Origin of the sequence: Acinetobacter sp. CIP 102529 (assembly GCF_000368325.1) — a bacterium.
Classification (GTDB): domain Bacteria; phylum Pseudomonadota; class Gammaproteobacteria; order Pseudomonadales; family Moraxellaceae; genus Acinetobacter; species Acinetobacter parvus.
The window spans coordinates 501,376-518,964 of record NZ_KB849355.1 but is presented as its reverse complement, the minus strand read 5'-3'; the positions used below and the strand labels follow the sequence as shown (position 1 = coordinate 518,964).

Here is a 17,589-nt window from a genome sequence, read left to right as displayed (position 1 = left end):
TAAGACGATCTAAACTGATTTTGAATCATATTTTTTCAGCCTTGATGGCCTACGTTGAGATACAAAAGAACCAGTTTGAGGGGATCTTTGAAAATGTATATCGTTGGCAGAAGAAATTATTTAGACCAGTTATCAAAAACTTCATTGATGACTTTATTCTCGATAAAAATCATCTGCTATCACAGAGAATCTATAAATAATAGTGCGTAAGTCCTATTTACTTGAATTGGTTAAACCCTATTTAAATGATTTTTATGCAGTTGCTCTGGCACTCTGGTTTCATGATGCTATTTATAATCCACAAGCCAAAGACAATGAACTGAAAAGTGCAGAGCTGTTTGAACAGTATGTGACTGCTGATTTATCTGATCAAACAGTTATCAAAATTAAGCAATGGATTTTAGCCACACAAAAACATGCAACAACAGATGAATTGGATTTACAGTTTTTACTGGATATTGATTTATCGATTTTAGCAGCATCGCCAGCACGTTTTGTAGAATATGAACAACAGATTCAAAAAGAGTATGTTTGGGTTGAACCAGAACTTTATGCAGTGAAGAGAAAAGAAGTTTTACAGCATTTTTATCAAACACAACCGCTTTATCAGACTGAATATTTTCAACAGAATTTTGAATTACAGGCAAAGCAGAATTTAAATAGGGTGCAATGATAATTGCACCTTTTTATAACAAAATGAATATGTTTTTGATGAACTATTTGAAGAAATAACCCGTCTCAGGCGAACTTGCATTTGCCATGCGCTTACGTGGCATACGACCTGCTAAAAAGGCTTCACGACCTGCTTCAACCGCTTTCTTCATGGCAGAAGCCATTAAGATCGGGTTTTGAGCAGCCGCAATCGCTGTATTCATCAAGACACCGTCACAGCCCAATTCCATTGCAATCGCTGCATCACTGGCTGTACCGACACCTGCATCGACCAGCACAGGTACTTTGGCGTTTTCCTTGATAATCGAAATAGTGTGTGGATTGAGAATGCCTAAACCAGAACCGATCAGGCTACCTAAAGGCATGATTGCCACGCAACCCATACTTTCAAGTTCTTGGGCCACAATTGGGTCATCCGAGGTATAGACCATGATCTCAAAACCATCATCAATCAAGGTTTGGGCCGCTTTCAGTGTTGCAGTGATGTTTGGGTATAAGGTTTTCTCATCACCTAGAACTTCCAGCTTGACCAGATTGTGTCCATCTAAAAGTTCACGCGCCAGCATACAGGTACGGATTGCGCTATCCGCATCAAAGCAACCTGCGGTATTTGGCAGGATGGTATATTTCTCAGGTGGAATCACTGAAAGCAGGTTAGGTTGATCTGCATGTTGTCCGATATTGACTCGACGAATTGCCACCGTCACAATCTCAGCGCCACTTGCCTGAATGGCTAAACCAGTTTCATTTAAATCTTTATATTTGCCTGTTCCGACCAATAAACGAGACTGGAAAGTACGTGAGCCAATAATTAAAGGGGAATCTTGCATGGGCTACTCCATTTTTAGCCGATTAGCCGCCACCAACAGCTTGAATGATTTCAATACGATCTTCGGGAGCAATTGTGGTTTGCTCAAGTTTACTTTTCGGAATGATCTGTTGATTTTTCTCCACAGCGAAGCGTTTACCCTCTAAAGCCAACACCTGAATCAATTGCTGTAGGTTTTCACAAGGCGTGTCAGTCAACTCGCCATTTAAATAGATGTGCATGATAAATCCTTATTTCGCATGCGTAAGCGCTTGCCATGCGAGCAAAAGCCAACCTGCAATCATAAATGCACCACCAATCGGGGTGATCGCACCTAAGATTTTTGGTAGACCAAGTGCCATAATGTACAACGAACCGCAGAAAAAAATGATACCAATTTGCATCAAAATAAAAGGAATTTTTATTGGCAGAGTTGGTGTGGTTTTATGAAGCACACCTAAAATCAGTAAGCCAAGGCCATGATAGAAAAAGTATTGGGTTGCTGTGCTCCACCAAGCCAGTTGCTCAGGTGTGGCAAAAGATTTGAGTCCATGCGCGCCGAAAGCGCCTAACATAACTGCAAGCGCGAGATTTAGCGCAGAGATTGCTATCCACATAATGATAATGGAACTAAAAATTTGATGAACAAACTTAACATATTCGGGTGTTTAAACAAAGCCAGATAAAACAAAAGGGCATGAAAGCCCTTGTGTTTGATGTAATCTTAACTCGCAGACATGGCGGTTTTGATTTTTTCCATTGCATTCTTTTCAAGTTGGCGAATACGTTCTGCAGAAACGTTATATTCAGCCGCAAGTTCATGCAAGGTCGATTTATCATCATCCAGCCAGCGACGTTGTAGAATGTTACGTGAGCGATCATCAAGTTGATCCATAGCCTCATGTAAGGCAGTGGTGCTTTGTTCCTCGTAATCTTCTTCTTCAATCAAGCGCGCAGGATCGTAACGATTATCTTCCAAATATAGTGCAGGGGCGGTATGTGGAGTATCGTCATCATCATCGCCCTGTGCTTCAAACGCAGCATCATAAGCGGTTAAACGACCTTCCATTTCAAGCACTTGCTCAGGTGTTACATTCAAATCATTTGCAATTGAGCGTGCTTCTTCTAAGGTGAGTTTTTTACTTGATTTTTTAAGACTACGCAAATTAAAGAATAATTTTCGCTGTGCTTTGGTAGTAGCAATTTTGACAATACGCCAGTTACGAATCACATATTCATGGATTTCGGCTTTAATCCAGTGCACAGCAAAAGAAACTAGACGAACACCCATGTTTGGGTCGAAACGTTTAACCGCTTTCATTAGTCCAAGATTGCCTTCCTGAATCAGGTCACCTTGTGGAAGGCCATAACCTGCATAGCTACGTGCAATATGTACGACAAAGCGCAGGTGTGACATTACCAAAAGTTTGGCAGCATCAAGGTCTTGGTCATAATAGTAACGCTCAGCAAGTTCTTTTTCCTGCTCAGCCGTTAAAATTGGAATTTGATTGACAGTACTGATATATGCACCAAGGTTTACACCTGGCGCAGACAATGACAGGGGCATCAATTGATTGCTGCTGTCAGTAGTCATGGAGTCTCCTTATAGGATTATATTTAAGTCAACAATTTCATCTTAATGCGAATAGACTTCATCACTAAGGAAATTTGAGTATAGAAATGTAAATTTAATGCATTTATCTTTAGTCAGAGTTTAGCAAAGAATTACATAGATTCAATTAAATAGTGAAACTCATTCTCTGAAATTTTTTGAGGCTGGCATTGAAGTTGCTGGATTTGGCAATATCGTGTTACATCAATTTCACTATGTGGGTCGGATGACTTGAGTAAAAACTGCTGTTTTTCGGGTGCCTTTTTTAAGGCACGTTTCAACATCAACAGTGGCATTGGGCAGGGCTGCCCTAGGGCATCAATAATCTCAGGTGAACTGGAAATAAGAGTCATAATCGTTTAAGCCGCTGAATACGTCATTATCTTAGCAAATTTTCGTGTGACTTTAGAGGGGGAATCTCATTAAAAAAACAGCTAAATGATTGAAAAAAACAGATAGAAACATTAGAAATAACTTAAAATAAATCTATTAATTATCATAAACCCATGTTAAGCTCGATGCGTTTTAGAAAGTGTTTAATTAAATTTTATTGTATTAAACCCTATAACAAATGGATGTAACCGGAAATTGTTGATAGTTTTACAGAATGATTACAAGCTTTAAAATTATAAAAATTTTAAAACCTTGTTGGCTCTGCTGTTTGCAACACCGGAAGGTCCTTATCTTTCAATATCTGAGGATTGACTTATGACAGCTCGTGAACAAGGCGTAGTAAAGTGGTTTAACGACACTAAAGGCTTTGGTTTTATTCAGCGTAATGGTGGTGATGACGTATTCGTTCATTTCCGCGCAATTATGGGCGATGGCCACCGTTCTTTACGTGACGGCCAACGCGTAGAATTCAACGTAGTTCAAGGACAAAAAGGTTTCCAAGCTGAAAACGTTCAGCCTTTAGACTAATTTGTTGCTTTAACCCCCTATAGTTCCCCCTTAATAAGGGGGAACTATAGGGGGTTATAAAACGCTCCAATCTTATTGGGGCGTTTTTATTTTTTATGGTTTATAATAGCGACTTTCTTTTGCTCATTGATGGTTCGAGTGCATATATGACATCTGGTTTTGAAACCTTAAATTTACATCCGCAGTTAAAAAAAGCGATTGATGCTTTGGGTTTTACACAAATGACCCCAATTCAGCAAAAGGTTTTAAAATATACGTTGGCAGGACATGATGCCATTGGTCGAGCGCAAACGGGTACAGGCAAAACAGCGGCCTTTTTGATTAGCGTGATCAATGATCTACTCAATAATCCTATTCAGGACCAGCGTTTTCGTGGTGAACCGCGTGCCTTGATTCTGGCACCGACACGTGAGTTGGCTTTACAGATAGAAAGTGATGCTCAGGCTTTAACAAAATTCTCAAATTTGCATGTTGTCACTTTGTTGGGTGGTGTTGATTTTGACAAGCAAAAGAAAATGCTGGACAAGAATTTTGTCGATATTATTGTTGCGACTCCTGGGCGACTGATTGATTTTGTGGAGCAAAAAGAAGTCTGGCTTGATAAAATTGAATTTTTAGTGATTGATGAGGCGGATCGTTTGCTGGATATGGGTTTTATTCCTTCAGTAAAACGTATTGTGCGTTATTCGTCATTTAAGGAGCAGCGTCAAACATTGATGTTCTCGGCAACGTTTAGCTACGATGTTCTCAATCTTGCACGCCAATGGTTATTTGAACCTGTTACGGTTGAGATTGAGCCTGAGCAGAAAACCAATGTCGATGTTGAGCAACGCGTGTATGTGGTTGAGAAAAAAGACAAATATAAGCTTCTACAAGAAATTTTGCGTGATGAGCCTATTGATAAAGTCATGATCTTTGCGAACCGTCGGGATCAGGTTCGCCGTTTGTATGACCATCTCAAGCGTGATGGTTATAAGGTTGGGATGTTGTCGGGTGAAATTGCCCAGGACAAGCGCTTAAAGATGCTGGACCAATTCAAGCAGGGCAAGCACAACATTATGATTGCAACCGATGTGGCAGGTCGTGGTATTCATGTTGATGGTGTGTCGCATGTGATTAATTTTACCTTGCCAGAGCAATCGGATGATTATGTACACCGTATTGGGCGTACAGGACGTGCAGGAGCGCAGGGCGTAAGTATTAGCTTCCTGTCGGAAGATGATGCTTTTTATTTACCAGAGATTGAAAAGGCGATTGGTAAAAAATTGCCTTTAACTCGTCTGGATGGGTATTGTTAATTTTAATAAACCCAGCATAAATACGGAAAAGACCAAATTGTTCATAGATTTGGTCTTTTTTTATTGCAAAATACAATTCGTTCACCAGATTGCACAAAAGATCAGGGATTTTTTTTGATTTCCTGTGATTAGTTGCTGAATTGAAATAAATCAGCATGTAGAATATGGCGCATTACCTGGGAGGATATTATGGCACTCATCTCAATGCGCCAGCTCTTGGATCACGCTGCGGAACATAACTACGGCGTACCAGCATTTAACGTAAACAACCTAGAACAAATGCGTGCAATCATGCTCGCTGCGGATGCAACAAACTCACCTGTAATTGTGCAGGCTTCGGCTGGTGCGCGTAAATATGCAGGTGCGCCGTTTCTGCGTCACCTTATTTTGGCTGCAATTGAAGAATGGCCGCATATTCCAGTGGTAATGCATCAGGATCATGGTACCAGCCCTGATGTTTGCCAGCGTTCGATCCAGTTGGGTTTCAGCTCAGTCATGATGGATGGTTCATTGGGTGCAGATGGCAAGACACCAACCTCATACGATTACAACGTTGATGTAACTCGCCGCGTGGTTGCGATGGCGCATGCATGTGGTGTTTCAGTTGAAGGTGAGATTGGCTGTCTAGGTAGCCTTGAAACTGGTATGGCTGGTGAAGAGGATGGTGTTGGCGCAGAAGGCGTACTTGACCATTCTCAATTGCTGACTTCTGTTGAAGAGGCAACCTCGTTTGTGGCAGATACCAATGTTGATGCTCTGGCGATTGCTGTTGGTACTTCACATGGCGCGTACAAGTTTACTCGCCCACCTACAGGCGATATTCTGGCAATTGACCGTATTAAAGAAATTCATGCTGCACTGCCAAACACGCATCTTGTGATGCATGGTTCAAGCTCCGTACCACAGGAATGGTTGGCTGTGATTAACCAATATGGTGGTGATATTAAAGAAACTTATGGTGTGCCTGTAGAGCAGCTTGTTGAAGCAATCAAACATGGTGTGCGTAAAATCAATATTGATACTGACTTGCGTTTGGCTTCAACAGGTGCAATGCGCCGTATGATGGCTGAAAAACCAAGTGAATTTGATCCGCGTAAATTCTTTGGCGAGACAGTTGAAGCAATGAAGCAAATCTGTATCGATCGTTATGAATCGTTTGGTACAGCAGGCAATGCTGACAAGATTCGTCCAATTTCTTTAGAGAAGATGGTTGATCGTTACAAATAACTCATTTGTAGCTAAAAACAGCGGCATTTGCCGCTGTTTTTTCTTTATCGAGTAAATAAAATGCCAGCTCTTATACAGGCTGGCATTTGCATTAAAGTAGCTGGATTATTTTTGTGGAGCTTTGGTGTCTAGGTTGGCATCTTTAATTTCAACATAGGCATTGGCACGAAGTTCACGTGTCCAGCTATCCACTTCGGTATCAAACTGACGTTCACCTAAAATCTGGCGAGCCATACGTTCCTGAACTTCCTTGGTCATGTCCTGCTGGCGAGTATCTGTAACCTGTAGGATATGCCAGCCAAACTGGGTCTGGAATGGTTTACTGACTTGACCAACTGGTGTGTCTTTCATGACCTGTTCAAACTCTGGAACCATCATACCAGGGCTCACCCAGCCGAGACTACCACCATCACGGGCGGAACCTGTATCATTTGAATAAGTTGCAGCCAATGTTGCAAAATCTTCACCTGCTTTTACGCGTGTGTAAAGACTGTCAATCATTTGTTTGGCGCGGTCAATGGTTACGACTTCTGATGGTTGGATCAGAATGTGGCGTGTTTTGTATTGAGAGACCAGAGCTTTTTGGTCATTCTGTTTGCGTTCAAGTAATTTAAGTACATGAACACCATCACGCACATTGATCAACTCAGTGGTTTGACCTACTTTTAATGGTGTAAGGCGCGCTGAAAGTTCGGTAGGAATATCAGATAGCGGGCGGAAACCCATATCTGCGCCATCAACCTTGACGGTTGAGGTGGATAGCTTTGAGCTAATCGTTTTAGGATCATCACTTGTAGCCAAAGCTTTTTTAACTTCTTGAGCTACTTTTTGGACTTCATCGGTATTTTCACCTGAAATACGCATATGAATGACGTGTGCCTGAATCCCTAAGGCAGCCTGACCTTCAGGAGAATTTAGGAAATTCTCCACATCATGGTCGCTGATTTTAATACGTGACATCACCTGTTGTTGACGCAGGCGGCCAATGGCTAAATCTTCAGCAATTCGGTTACGTAGATTTTCGTAAGTACCAGGCGCAATGGCATCCAGCTTTTGCTGGAAAGCCTCTAATGTGCTGGCACCTGACTGATTCGCAACTTTTAGTACGGCTGCATTCAGGCTTTTCTCGTCTGGTTTAATGCCATAGCGTTTTACTTGCTCTAACTGGGCTTGACGAACGATCAACTGGTCCAGCACCTGCATTTGTAAATACTGTTGAGGTGGGACCGTTTTATTTTGTGCTTTTAGCTGGTGTTCCGTTTCCGCAACTCCTTGCTCTAAGTCACTTTTAAGAATAACACTATCGTCCACAATTGCGACAACCTCATCCGTAGGTTGGGCAAAGCTTTGCATTGATGAAGAAACTAGGGCAGCGAGAACAGTGGCTCTAAAGATATGTTGAAAGTGTTGTATCTTCATTAACGTTGTGTCCAAGATTGATTAATTTTGTTGAAACCTAAAACTCTATTTTCCAGAAGAGAGGCAAGCTTGTTGTTTAAGCCCCCTAAACCTTTCAGGGTAAACTCGGCCATAACTGCACGTTTTTTGCGAACATCTGGAGAGTTTGGATCATCCAGATCGTTATAGTAGGAACGACCATAAACTGAAACAGCCCAACAGCAAGACTCATAATTGATGCCAAGCAGGTACTCACGCATTAGTTTGTTGTCCAGGTCATATTGAGCATGGCCCATGATACGCCAATTATCCTTTACAGGTTGTATAAAGGATGCAACAACCTGATCGTAATAATTCTGACGGTCAGGAATGTCTTTACGGTAGAAATAGCCTAAGTTATATAGGTTGCCCTGACCGCCTGTATAGTAGGCTTGCACATCTCGCTGAGCATTGTCACCATTCGACATCCAAGCTGAATTGGCGTTAATGGTGAAATTCTGGTTGAGCTGACTAGATACACTGACAATAGGACCTGTCTGACGCTGGGTATCAAACTCGTCAGGCTGTTGGTTCAGGCTGACACGTCGATCACTAAAATAATAGCTTTGACCGACACTGGCGCGAATACGCTCCAGACCTTCTGTATCCAATAAACTATAGGTTACACCCAATGACAAAAAGTTGTTGTCATCCAGACGGTCATGGCCATAGAAACGGTAGGGGTTAAAAAGCTGGTCGTAGTTGATCGAGGCTGTGGTTGAGTCAAAGTTTGGATAATCATCCTGCTTTTTATAAGGTGAGTAGGCATAAAAAGCCCGTGGCGAAATACTTTGCAGGTATTTGCCCTCTTTTTCAAAAGTGACCCCTGTTGCCAATGTAAACTGGGGTACAACAACAGATTTTTCTAAATCATCTGACTTGGACAGTCCAATACTCTTCTTGGAGTCCTGATCATAGAATGTGTTGATGCTGCGTACAGAAACTTCTGGAATCGCATAGAACCATGATGGGGTAATGTAGTTATAACGAACGGCAAACTGGTTATAGATACGTGTACCACTTGATTCCAGAGCTGAATCATCATTAATAGACTTTTTGAAATAGGCAGTATCGTTATTAAATTCATACTGTAATCCTTGTGGATCGCCTGTAACATAATTTAATAAAAATTGTGGCAGTCGGGCATAGGGCTTATCTGCGTCTTTAATGGTTTTATCCAGTGTCTGGAAATCTTCGACTTTCAACTGAGCCTTAAGACCTGGAATACCATTTTGATAATTCAGTTCCCAGGCGCGACGTAGATTCAGATCGGTTTTGCTATTTGGATTATTTTCAAAGTCTGCGAAATAATCCTTATCTGATGCATAGTTATATTCTAAATTGGTCGACCATTGATTATTCATTTTCCAGTAATGGATGAAATGCAGGTCATCACGGTCTTTATTGTCATATTGATTGTCGTTTGGTAAATATCCGCCCCAGATTCGACCTGAACCAAAATTCTCAGTCATATAGCGGAATTCACCATCCAGCTTGCCACCGCGTCTACTCATAAAGCTTGGAGTAAGCGTTAAGTCGTAGTTTGGTGCCAGGTTAAGATAAACAGGCACGCCAAGCTGTGCACCACCATCATTGGTATAACCGAAAGTAGGGGTTAAAATACCTGTGGTACGGCGGTCATCAATCGGGAAATTGAAATAGGGTACGGCAAGTACAGGTATATCTTTGACATAAAGCTTGGTGCCACGTGTTACACCACGACCCGTATCCTGATTCAGTTCTATTTGCTTTGCCTGAATTTTCCAGGCTGGTTTTTGTCCAGGTGGGCAGGCGGTATAGCTTGCATCTTTTAAGATAACCAGGTTTTCATTCTGACGCTGGATTTGACTTGCATAACCATGCGCATGCTGCTGTTCAGAGATGTAGAAACTATTGTTTAAATCACCTGTCTGTGTTTTTAGGTTGTAGTCAATCTCATCACTTTGCGTGAGCAGGCCTGATTGTGCAAGCTGCACTTGTCCTTGCGCTTTTGCATGGGTTTGGGTTGAATCAATGGTGACCTGATCTGCGCGAATACTGCGCCCTTCCTGATCAATCACAACATTGCCTTGCAGGAAAGAATCTCCCTCAGGGTTGTAATGACCATAGTCTGCGGTGATTACTGAAGTGGTGTTATTGGCATCGGATGGCTTGGTTTGTGGATTAATCGGGGTAATCCATGTGCCCTGACAAAAGGAAGAGCTTAAATAGCGATTGTCGCGTAACTGGGCTTCTGCTGCTGATTTGTCCACATAATATTGCTGGAAAAACTTTTCACCCTTATAGCTTTCTTGCTTTGGCTGAGCCTGATTTTGTTGGGTGATGGCTTTAAGCTGTTTATTGTCAAGCGTAGAGACGGCATCAGCTGAAGCTGCGAAACCTGATTGAATCGAGCCGCCACACAAAAGTGTCAAAATAGCTGTTGCTAAAGGATTAAATTTAAACTGATGTTTCATTGTCTCATTAACCAGTACGCTAATTCACAATTAATTATTGTCGCATCATAGAGAAAAAGTTGATAAGTGGCTACACTTAAGCTTTCAAAATCTCAGCTAGTTTTAGATTTTATTGCAAATGAATACACAACGTGAACAATTGATACAAACTTGGCTTCAAGCCGTTCTTCAGTCCGATCAATTTGAGATCAGTTTTTTGGCAGGAGATGCAAGCTTTCGACGTTATGCGCGAATCAAGTTACAAAACAAAACCTATATGCTCATGGATGCGCCACCTGAAAAAGAAGACTGTATTCCATTTGTGAGTATTGATGAGTTCTTTGATGGACATGGGGTTCGTGTGCCACATATCGTCGCCAAGGATTTAACCCAGGGTTTGTTACTGCTTGAAGATTTTGGTGATGTGGTGTTGTCCACTTTATTGAATGACGAAACTGTTGACCAATACTATGCACAAAGCTTTAAACAGTTGATTGAGTTGCAGCAGATTGATGGAAAAAATCATTTACCTGCCTATTCTTATGAAAAGCTGATGACAGAAATGCGTCTATTGACTGAATGGATGTTACCATCCTTGAATATTCAGCCTACAGAGCAGCAGCTTGAAACCATTGAGCAGGCATTCGACTTCCTTGCGATTGAAGCAACGCATCAGCCACAAGTCATCGTGCATCGTGATTTTCATAGCCGTAACCTCATGAAAATCGACAATGAGCAAGAGCTTGGTGTGATTGACTTTCAGGATGCAGTGATTGGTGCAGATACCTATGATCTGATCTCGATTACCCGTGATGCTTATGTGCAATGGAATACTGAACGTGTCTATAATTGGTTTAAAGTGTTCTATGACCTGTTGCCTGAAACTGCAAAAGAAAACCGTAGTTTTGAACAGTTCAAGCGTGATGCTGATTTAATGGCGATTCAACGTCACCTTAAGATTTTGGGTATCTTCGTGCGATTGTTTGAGCGTGATGGTAAATCGGGTTATTTAAAAGATTTACCGCGTGTGATGTGGTATTTGCTTGAAGAAAGTCAGGGCTACGACGAATTGAATGACTTTATGCAGTTTATTCGTGATGTGGTCATGCCTAAATTTACTGCAAAATATGGTAGCTATGAGGTGGTTGCATAATGAAAGCGATGATTCTTGCTGCAGGGCTAGGGAATCGCATGCGTCCGCTAACCCTACATACTCCTAAACCTTTGCTTGAAGTGGGTGGAAAACCGCTGATAGTTTGGCATATTGAAAAGTTGCAAAAGATTGGTGTGACTGAGATCGTCATCAATACCGCATGGCTAGGCGAAAAACTGGCGAATGCGCTGGGTGATGGTTCTCAATTCGGTGTCAAAATCCTATGGTCACATGAGGGTGAGGGTCTTGAAACCGCAGGTGGAATCATCAATGCCTTGCCATTGTTGGGTGATGAGCCATTCATTCTGGTAAATGGAGATGTCTGGACCACCATGGATTTTGCTTCATTATTAGATGTTCAGTTAGGTGAGCAGCAGGCACATTTGGTCTTGGTGGAAAATCCCCCACAACATTTAAAGGGTGATTTTATCCTTTCTAACGGGCTGGCTTATACCTTTGAACAGGAGCAGTTGGGCGAAGCATTAACTTATAGCGGTATTGCCGTGCTTCATCCGCGGATGTTTGCTGGTCTGGAAAATGGCAAGCGACCTTTGGCGCCATTGTTAAAACAGGCAATGCAGCAACAGCAGGTTTCGGCTGAAAAATTACAAGGGATTTGGGTGGATGTTGGCACACCTGAACGTTTGGAGCAGCTAGATCAACAAATTAAGCAAAATAAGTTTTCGTAGTAGGTCATTGTCTTTATTTGATTTGTATGGAAAAAGACAAAAGCCTACAGGATTGTGCAGTTTATCATGTTTGCCACTGTTTAACTGCATAATCGTTCAACAAGTCCTACTGTGCCTTGCATCAGAAATCGGTATACTGCACGGCAAGTTTATCGAGATGTTACACCGCTATGCATCCTTTTTTTCAAGAATTAAAGCAAGGTAGCCAGGCTTTGGGTTTAAACCTGAGTGATGAGGCCTTAACACTCTTATTGAAATATCAAGATGCTTTGGTGCTATGGAATAAAGCATATAACCTGACCGCTATTCGTGATCCTAAAGAAATGCTGGTGAAACATTTACTGGATAGCCTAAGTATCCTGAATGATTTACCCCAGGGCCGTTTGCTGGATGTGGGAACGGGTGGTGGCATGCCAGGCATGATCATTGCGTTATGTCAGCCAGAGCGTTCTTGTGTGCTTCTGGATTCCAATGGGAAAAAGATTCGTTTTTTAAAGCAGTTTATTGCTGATCTAAAGCTTAAAAATGTAATTGCAGTGCAAACACGTGTAGAAAACGAAGACAGTATTAACGAGCTTGGTCATTTCGATGTCATTACAAGTCGGGCCTTTGCCTCTCTGACTGACTTTGTCGATGCTGCACAACCTTATATGCATAAACAGAGCATTATTGCCGCAATGAAAGGCTTAATTCCAACCGACGAAGTTGAGCAAATCAAAGATCAATATTCATGTACGGTGATCGAACTTCGTGTACCAAGATTAGATGAACAACGTCATTTACTGTTACTTCAACGTATTCAATAAAAAATATTAAGGGTAGTCATGGCTCAAATTATTGCAATTGCAAACCAGAAAGGTGGTGTAGGGAAAACCACGACCGCAGTGAATCTTGCCGCATCTTTGGCAATTTTGAAAAAACGTGTCCTGCTGGTCGATATGGATTCACAGGGTAATGCCACTATGGGGTCTGGCGTTCAAAAGAATGACTTGCTTTATTCAGTGACGGATGTGCTGTTGGGCGAAGTGCCCATTGAAACAGCCATTCAAAAGGCTGAGGTGGGTTATAAGGTCTTGGGTGCAAACCGTGAGCTTGCAGGGGTGGAGCTTGTTATTGCGGAGCAGGATGGGCGTGAATTTATCCTGAAAAATGCCTTGCAGGAAGTCGCGTCCTCATTTGACTATATCATTGTGGATTGTGCCCCAAGTTTGAGCCTCATCACTGTGAATGCCTTGGCAGCGGTTGATGGTGTGATTATTCCAATGCAGTGTGAATATTATGCTTTGGAAGGTCTGGCTGATCTGACCCAGACCATTGACCGTATACAAAAAGCCCTCAATCCAAACTTGGAAATCATTGGGGTGTTGCGTACCATGTATGATGCCCGTAATGCCCTGACTCGTGATGTGTCGGCAGAGTTGGAGCAGTATTTTGGTAAAAAATTGTATGATACGGTGATTCCTCGAAATATTCGTTTGGCTGAAGCGCCAGCACATGGTTTGCCAGTGATCTATTTCGAAAAAAGTTCAAAAGGTGCGGTTGCCTATTTAAACCTTGCCGCAGAAATGTTGAAGAAAAGTAAAGTGAAAAAAGGAAGTGCTGTATGAGCATCAAAAAACGCGGATTGGCTAAAGGTCGTGGTTTAGATGCGCTATTGGGTTCAATTCAAAAAGAAAAACTGCAACTCGAAGCACAAGCCCTGGATCATGGTGAACTCAAGCAGATTGATGTCAACTTATTAAAACGTGGCGAATATCAGCCACGCCGTTTTATTCAGGAACAGGATTTACAGGAACTTGCGTCATCCATCGAGAAGCATGGGGTGATGCAGCCAATCGTGATTCGTCCTGTTGACGATGAACAGCACCCTTACGAAATCATTGCGGGTGAACGTCGTTGGCGTGCAGCGCAGTTAGCGGGTTTAACTCAAATCCCTGCCATTGTTCGTGAACTGAACGATCAGGTCGCAATTGCATTGGCACTGATTGAAAATATTCAGCGTCAGGACCTCAATCCAATTGATCAGGCAGTTGCTTTGCAACGTTTTCATGATGAATTTGGTTTAAGTCATCAGGAAATAGCCGATACTGTGGGTAAAGCCCGTACCACAGTGAGTAACTTATTACGCTTACTCAGTCTGGCTGACCCAATTAAGGACCTGATGCAACAGGGGCAGATTGATATGGGACATGCCCGTGCCATTCTCACCCTGAAAGCCAAAGACCAGATTGACGTGGCGCAAATCGTGATTGAAAAAGCCCTGTCAGTGCGTCAGACTGAACAACTGGTACGTGAGTGGTGTGAACCAAAGCCTGAAAAGGAAAAGGTGCAGGTTTCTCCTGATATTGAACAATTGACTCAGAAACTGTCGGAACGTTTTGGGGCAAATGTGAAAATTGACCATAACCAAAAAGGTAAAGGAAAAATGGTCATTCATTACCACTCATTGGATGAGTTGGATGGAATTTTAAATATTTGTTTACCTAACTAATATTCAAGGTGCGTCCTTTTATATTTTAAATATTATTGGGGAATAATATGTGGGAACTTGTGAAAGCGGGTGGTTGGTTAATGCTACCGCTTATTCTCTCATCAATTTTTACGGTTGCAATTTCAATTGAACGCTATATTCGGTTAAAACGGGCACAGGTACTGCCACAGACATTATTGGTCAATGGTTCGGATGCTGAATCTGTCATTTCACAACTAGAGCAGGATGCTGCCGCAAAAAGTCCTTTGGGTCGTATTCTTAAGGCAGGATATGAACATCGTGACCAGGGCGAGCAGTTTGCGCGTGCGCAGATGGAGGCAACTGCTTCACGGGAAATCAGCCATCTGGAAAAAAATATCAATTTTCTGGGTACCTTAAGTGCCATTGCACCTTTGCTTGGTTTGTTAGGAACCGTACTTGGTATTATTGAATCATTTTTAGTGATTGATATCGGTTCTGCTGGAAATGCAAGTATGATGATGCCTGGTATCTCTAAAGCATTGATTACTACGGCTGTAGGTATGCTGATAGCGATCCCTGCCATGATTGCCTACCGTTATTTTCAACGTGTAGTACATGAATATATTGCTGAGTTAGAACAACAATCAACATTATTTCATGCTGCACTTTTCTACAAAAAAGCACCTCATGTGCAAGAACATCGCCATGCAAGCTGAGCATAGGTGACATTATGAAATTTAAACGTTCTCAAGTTGAAGATATTCATATCAACCTGACACCCATGATTGACTGTCTGTTGTTCATTCTGGTGTTCTTGCTATTGTCCACAACATTCAGCCAGCAAAGCCGTATCAATCTGACTTTGCCCGATGCACAGGGTGTGCCACCAAAACAGTTCGATCAGAAAATTGAAATCATGGTAGACTCAACGGGGCATTATTCTGTGAATGGTCAAGCATTATCAACCAAGGATATTGCGGATTTAAGTACCGCAATCAAGCAGGCTGCACAGGATCGGCGTGATTTGATGTTTATTATTGCGGCGGATGCCAAAGCAACCCATCAGGACGTGATTCGTGTGATGGACGTGGCAGGTCAGCTTGGCTTTGTTAATGTCAATATCAGCACTAAAGTTCCGACTAGAGGTTTTACTGAGTGAATCAGGATTTTAAGGTTTATTTGCGCCTCATCTCATATTTAAAATCTTATTGGGGTATTGCCTTATTTATATTGATCGGTTTTGCGATTAATGCCACCACAGAAGTCTCAGTCGCCAAGCTGATGAAATATATCATCGATGCCATTCAAAATGGTGATCGAGAGAATCTGAACTGGTTTCCTGTTTTAATTGTGCTATTGATGTTTTTTCGTGGCGTTGGATTATTTTTAGGTGGATATTTTACCGCCGTTATTTCACGTCAGTTGGTCTTTGGTATTCGTCAGGAAGTTTACGCCAAACTATTAAGACTCCCTGCACAATATTATCTTGATCATAGCTCTGGTCATATTACTGCCAAGTTAATGTATAACGTTGAACAGCTTTCAGCCGCATCATCAGAGTCTTTGAAAACCCTGATTAAAGACGGTTTGATTGTTATTGGATTGTTGAGCTATTTACTGTATACCAATTGGCGTTTAACACTATGTTTTATTGTCTTTATACCAGTGATTGGCATCTTGGTGCGTATTGCCTCGAAAAAAATGCGTAAGCTGTCGATTCAGGTACAAAATACCATGGGTGATGTCAACCATGTGGTACAGGAAACCATCAATGGCAATAGTGTCGTCAAAAGCTTTACAGGTGAAGCATTTGAACAGCAGCGTTTTTATAAATCGTCACAAGAGAATCTTCGCCGTGGCTTAAAAATGGTGGTGGTGCAAAATATTAACAGCCCGATTATCCAGTTGATTCTCTCTTGTGCAATCGCAGTGATTTTATGGATTGCATTACGTCCACAAGTTTTGGGTGATACTTCGGCTGGTGAATTTGTTGCCTATATTGCAGCAGCAGGTTTAATCTCAAAACCTGTGAAGAACCTGACGGATATTAATGAAAAATTACAGCGTGGTTTGGCAGCAGCACACTCTGTATTTGAACTGCTAGATTTGCCTGAAGAACAGAATAAGGGGCAACTCACACCTGTGCTGAAAGGCAATATCCAGTTTGAACATGCAGATTTATGTTATGAAGACGGTACGCATGCGATTAAGGATTTTTCTTTAAAGATTCATTCTGGACAGACAGTTGCATTGGTGGGACGTTCAGGTGCGGGTAAAACCTCATTGGTGAATATGCTGCCACGCTTTCAGGAGTTAAGCGGTGGGCAACTGAAGTTTGATGGTGTGCCTGTTCAGGACATTGAATTGTCTTGCCTGAGATCACAGATTGCAATGGTCAATCAACAGGTGATTCTGTTTAATCGTTCAGTCCGTGACAATATTGCCTATGGTCAATTACAGGATGCAAGTGACGAGAAAGTGATTGCGGCGGCAAAAGCGGCTTATGCACATGACTTTATCATGAACTTGCCACAGGGTTATGACACTGTTCTCGGTGCGCAGGGCTTGAGCCTTTCTGGTGGTCAACGTCAGCGTATTGCCATTGCAAGAGCGATTCTCAAAGATTCTCCAATCCTGATTCTTGATGAGGCAACCAGTGCGCTGGATAATGAGTCTGAATATTTTATTCAACAGGCTTTTGATGAGGCGATGCAAGGTCGTACTACCATTGTGATTGCGCATCGTTTATCGACCATTGAAAATGCTGATGTGATTGTGGTGATGGACAAAGGGCAGATCATTGAACAAGGCACACATACCGAATTGCTCGCAAAACATGGCATGTATTATCAATTGCATCAACGCAATTTTGAGGAACACTAAAC

General features: G+C 42.0%; 18 protein-coding genes and 2 pseudogenes. 13 read left to right on the top strand and 7 right to left on the bottom strand.

The genetic code is table 11. The annotated features are described in order from the left end of the window. Both F972_RS15855 and F972_RS07575 read left to right on the top strand, forming a co-directional pair. Positions 1-200 (top strand): annotated as a pseudogene (locus F972_RS15855) (IS701 family transposase); the annotation flags it as partial. A gap of 38 nt (positions 201-238) precedes the next feature. Further along, positions 239-673: pseudogene (locus F972_RS07575) on the top strand (metal-dependent hydrolase); the annotation flags it as partial. Positions 674-716: 43 nt separating this feature from the next. Here F972_RS07575 and F972_RS07570 read toward each other — a convergent pair. From F972_RS07570 to F972_RS07550, 5 genes are all read right to left on the bottom strand, one after another. After that, positions 717-1,502 carry a thiazole synthase gene (locus tag F972_RS07570; protein ID WP_004679530.1) on the bottom strand — a complete coding sequence of 262 codons (786 nt, stop codon included), beginning with the start codon at positions 1,500-1,502 and terminating at the stop codon, positions 717-719. Positions 1,503-1,524: 22 nt separating this feature from the next. After that, positions 1,525-1,722 (bottom strand): sulfur carrier protein ThiS, encoded by a 198-nt coding sequence (gene thiS / locus F972_RS07565; RefSeq protein WP_004682254.1) that lies wholly within the window; start codon positions 1,720-1,722, stop codon positions 1,525-1,527. 9 nt (positions 1,723-1,731) lie between these two features. Then, positions 1,732-2,097, bottom strand: coding sequence for a DUF423 domain-containing protein (locus F972_RS07560; RefSeq protein WP_004679527.1), 366 nt, complete (start codon positions 2,095-2,097; stop codon positions 1,732-1,734). Between the two features lie 107 nt (positions 2,098-2,204). After that, on the bottom strand, positions 2,205-3,074 hold the full coding sequence (rpoH, locus tag F972_RS07555; RefSeq protein WP_004679525.1) for an RNA polymerase sigma factor RpoH: 870 nt from the start codon (positions 3,072-3,074) through the stop codon (positions 2,205-2,207). 131 nt (positions 3,075-3,205) lie between these two features. Further along, on the bottom strand, positions 3,206-3,445 hold the full coding sequence (locus F972_RS07550; RefSeq protein WP_004679523.1) for a sulfurtransferase TusA family protein: 240 nt from the start codon (positions 3,443-3,445) through the stop codon (positions 3,206-3,208). 355 nt (positions 3,446-3,800) lie between these two features. Between F972_RS07550 and F972_RS07545 the strand changes: the two genes are divergently transcribed. From F972_RS07545 to fba, 3 genes are all read left to right on the top strand, one after another. Then, the gene (locus F972_RS07545; RefSeq protein WP_004679521.1) at positions 3,801-4,013 is read left to right on the top strand and encodes a cold-shock protein; all 213 of its coding nucleotides are present in this window, start codon (positions 3,801-3,803) and stop codon (positions 4,011-4,013) included. 146 nt (positions 4,014-4,159) lie between these two features. After that, entirely contained in the window at positions 4,160-5,311 is a 1,152-nt protein-coding gene (gene rhlB, locus F972_RS07540) for an ATP-dependent RNA helicase RhlB (RefSeq protein WP_004679520.1), read from the top strand. A 189-nt stretch (positions 5,312-5,500) separates the two neighbouring features. Next, entirely contained in the window at positions 5,501-6,538 is a 1,038-nt protein-coding gene (fba, locus tag F972_RS07535; protein ID WP_004679518.1) for a class II fructose-bisphosphate aldolase, read from the top strand. Positions 6,539-6,643: 105 nt separating this feature from the next. On the opposite strand, the gene F972_RS07530 is transcribed toward fba, so the two are convergent. Together F972_RS07530 and F972_RS07525 are read right to left on the bottom strand one after the other, a co-directional pair. Further along, a complete protein-coding gene (locus F972_RS07530; protein ID WP_004757915.1) occupies positions 6,644-7,957 on the bottom strand; it encodes a peptidylprolyl isomerase in 1,314 nt (437 codons plus the stop codon). After that, complete coding sequence (locus tag F972_RS07525) at positions 7,957-10,431, bottom strand: LPS-assembly protein LptD (RefSeq protein ID WP_004682248.1); 2,475 nt, start codon at positions 10,429-10,431, stop codon at positions 7,957-7,959. The genes F972_RS07530 and F972_RS07525 overlap by 1 nt, the downstream gene beginning before the upstream one ends. Positions 10,432-10,549: 118 nt before the next feature. Between F972_RS07525 and F972_RS07520 the strand changes: the two genes are divergently transcribed. The 8 genes from F972_RS07520 to msbA all read left to right on the top strand — a co-directional run bounded on the left by F972_RS07520 (position 10,550) and on the right by msbA (position 17,587). Further along, positions 10,550-11,563 (top strand): aminoglycoside phosphotransferase family protein, encoded by a 1,014-nt coding sequence (locus F972_RS07520; RefSeq protein WP_004682246.1) that lies wholly within the window; start codon positions 10,550-10,552, stop codon positions 11,561-11,563. Beyond that, complete coding sequence (murU, locus tag F972_RS07515; protein ID WP_004679510.1) at positions 11,563-12,252, top strand: N-acetylmuramate alpha-1-phosphate uridylyltransferase MurU; 690 nt, start codon at positions 11,563-11,565, stop codon at positions 12,250-12,252. The genes F972_RS07520 and murU overlap by 1 nt, the downstream gene beginning before the upstream one ends. Before the next feature lie 170 nt (positions 12,253-12,422). Beyond that, complete coding sequence (gene rsmG / locus F972_RS07510; RefSeq protein ID WP_004679509.1) at positions 12,423-13,058, top strand: 16S rRNA (guanine(527)-N(7))-methyltransferase RsmG; 636 nt, start codon at positions 12,423-12,425, stop codon at positions 13,056-13,058. An 18-nt stretch (positions 13,059-13,076) separates the two neighbouring features. Further along, the gene (locus F972_RS07505) at positions 13,077-13,859 is read left to right on the top strand and encodes a ParA family protein (RefSeq protein ID WP_004679507.1); all 783 of its coding nucleotides are present in this window, start codon (positions 13,077-13,079) and stop codon (positions 13,857-13,859) included. Further along, on the top strand, positions 13,856-14,743 hold the full coding sequence (locus tag F972_RS07500; protein ID WP_004682244.1) for a ParB/RepB/Spo0J family partition protein: 888 nt from the start codon (positions 13,856-13,858) through the stop codon (positions 14,741-14,743). Before F972_RS07505 ends, F972_RS07500 begins: the two co-directional genes overlap by 4 nt. A 47-nt stretch (positions 14,744-14,790) precedes the next feature. Next, on the top strand, positions 14,791-15,420 hold the full coding sequence (locus F972_RS07495; RefSeq protein WP_004757921.1) for a MotA/TolQ/ExbB proton channel family protein: 630 nt from the start codon (positions 14,791-14,793) through the stop codon (positions 15,418-15,420). 14 nt (positions 15,421-15,434) lie between these two features. After that, a complete protein-coding gene (locus F972_RS07490) occupies positions 15,435-15,863 on the top strand; it encodes an ExbD/TolR family protein (protein WP_004682240.1) in 429 nt (142 codons plus the stop codon). Then, entirely contained in the window at positions 15,860-17,587 is a 1,728-nt protein-coding gene (msbA, locus tag F972_RS07485) for a lipid A export permease/ATP-binding protein MsbA (RefSeq protein ID WP_004682239.1), read from the top strand. Before F972_RS07490 ends, msbA begins: the two co-directional genes overlap by 4 nt. The last annotated feature ends 2 nt before the right edge of the window (positions 17,588-17,589 follow it).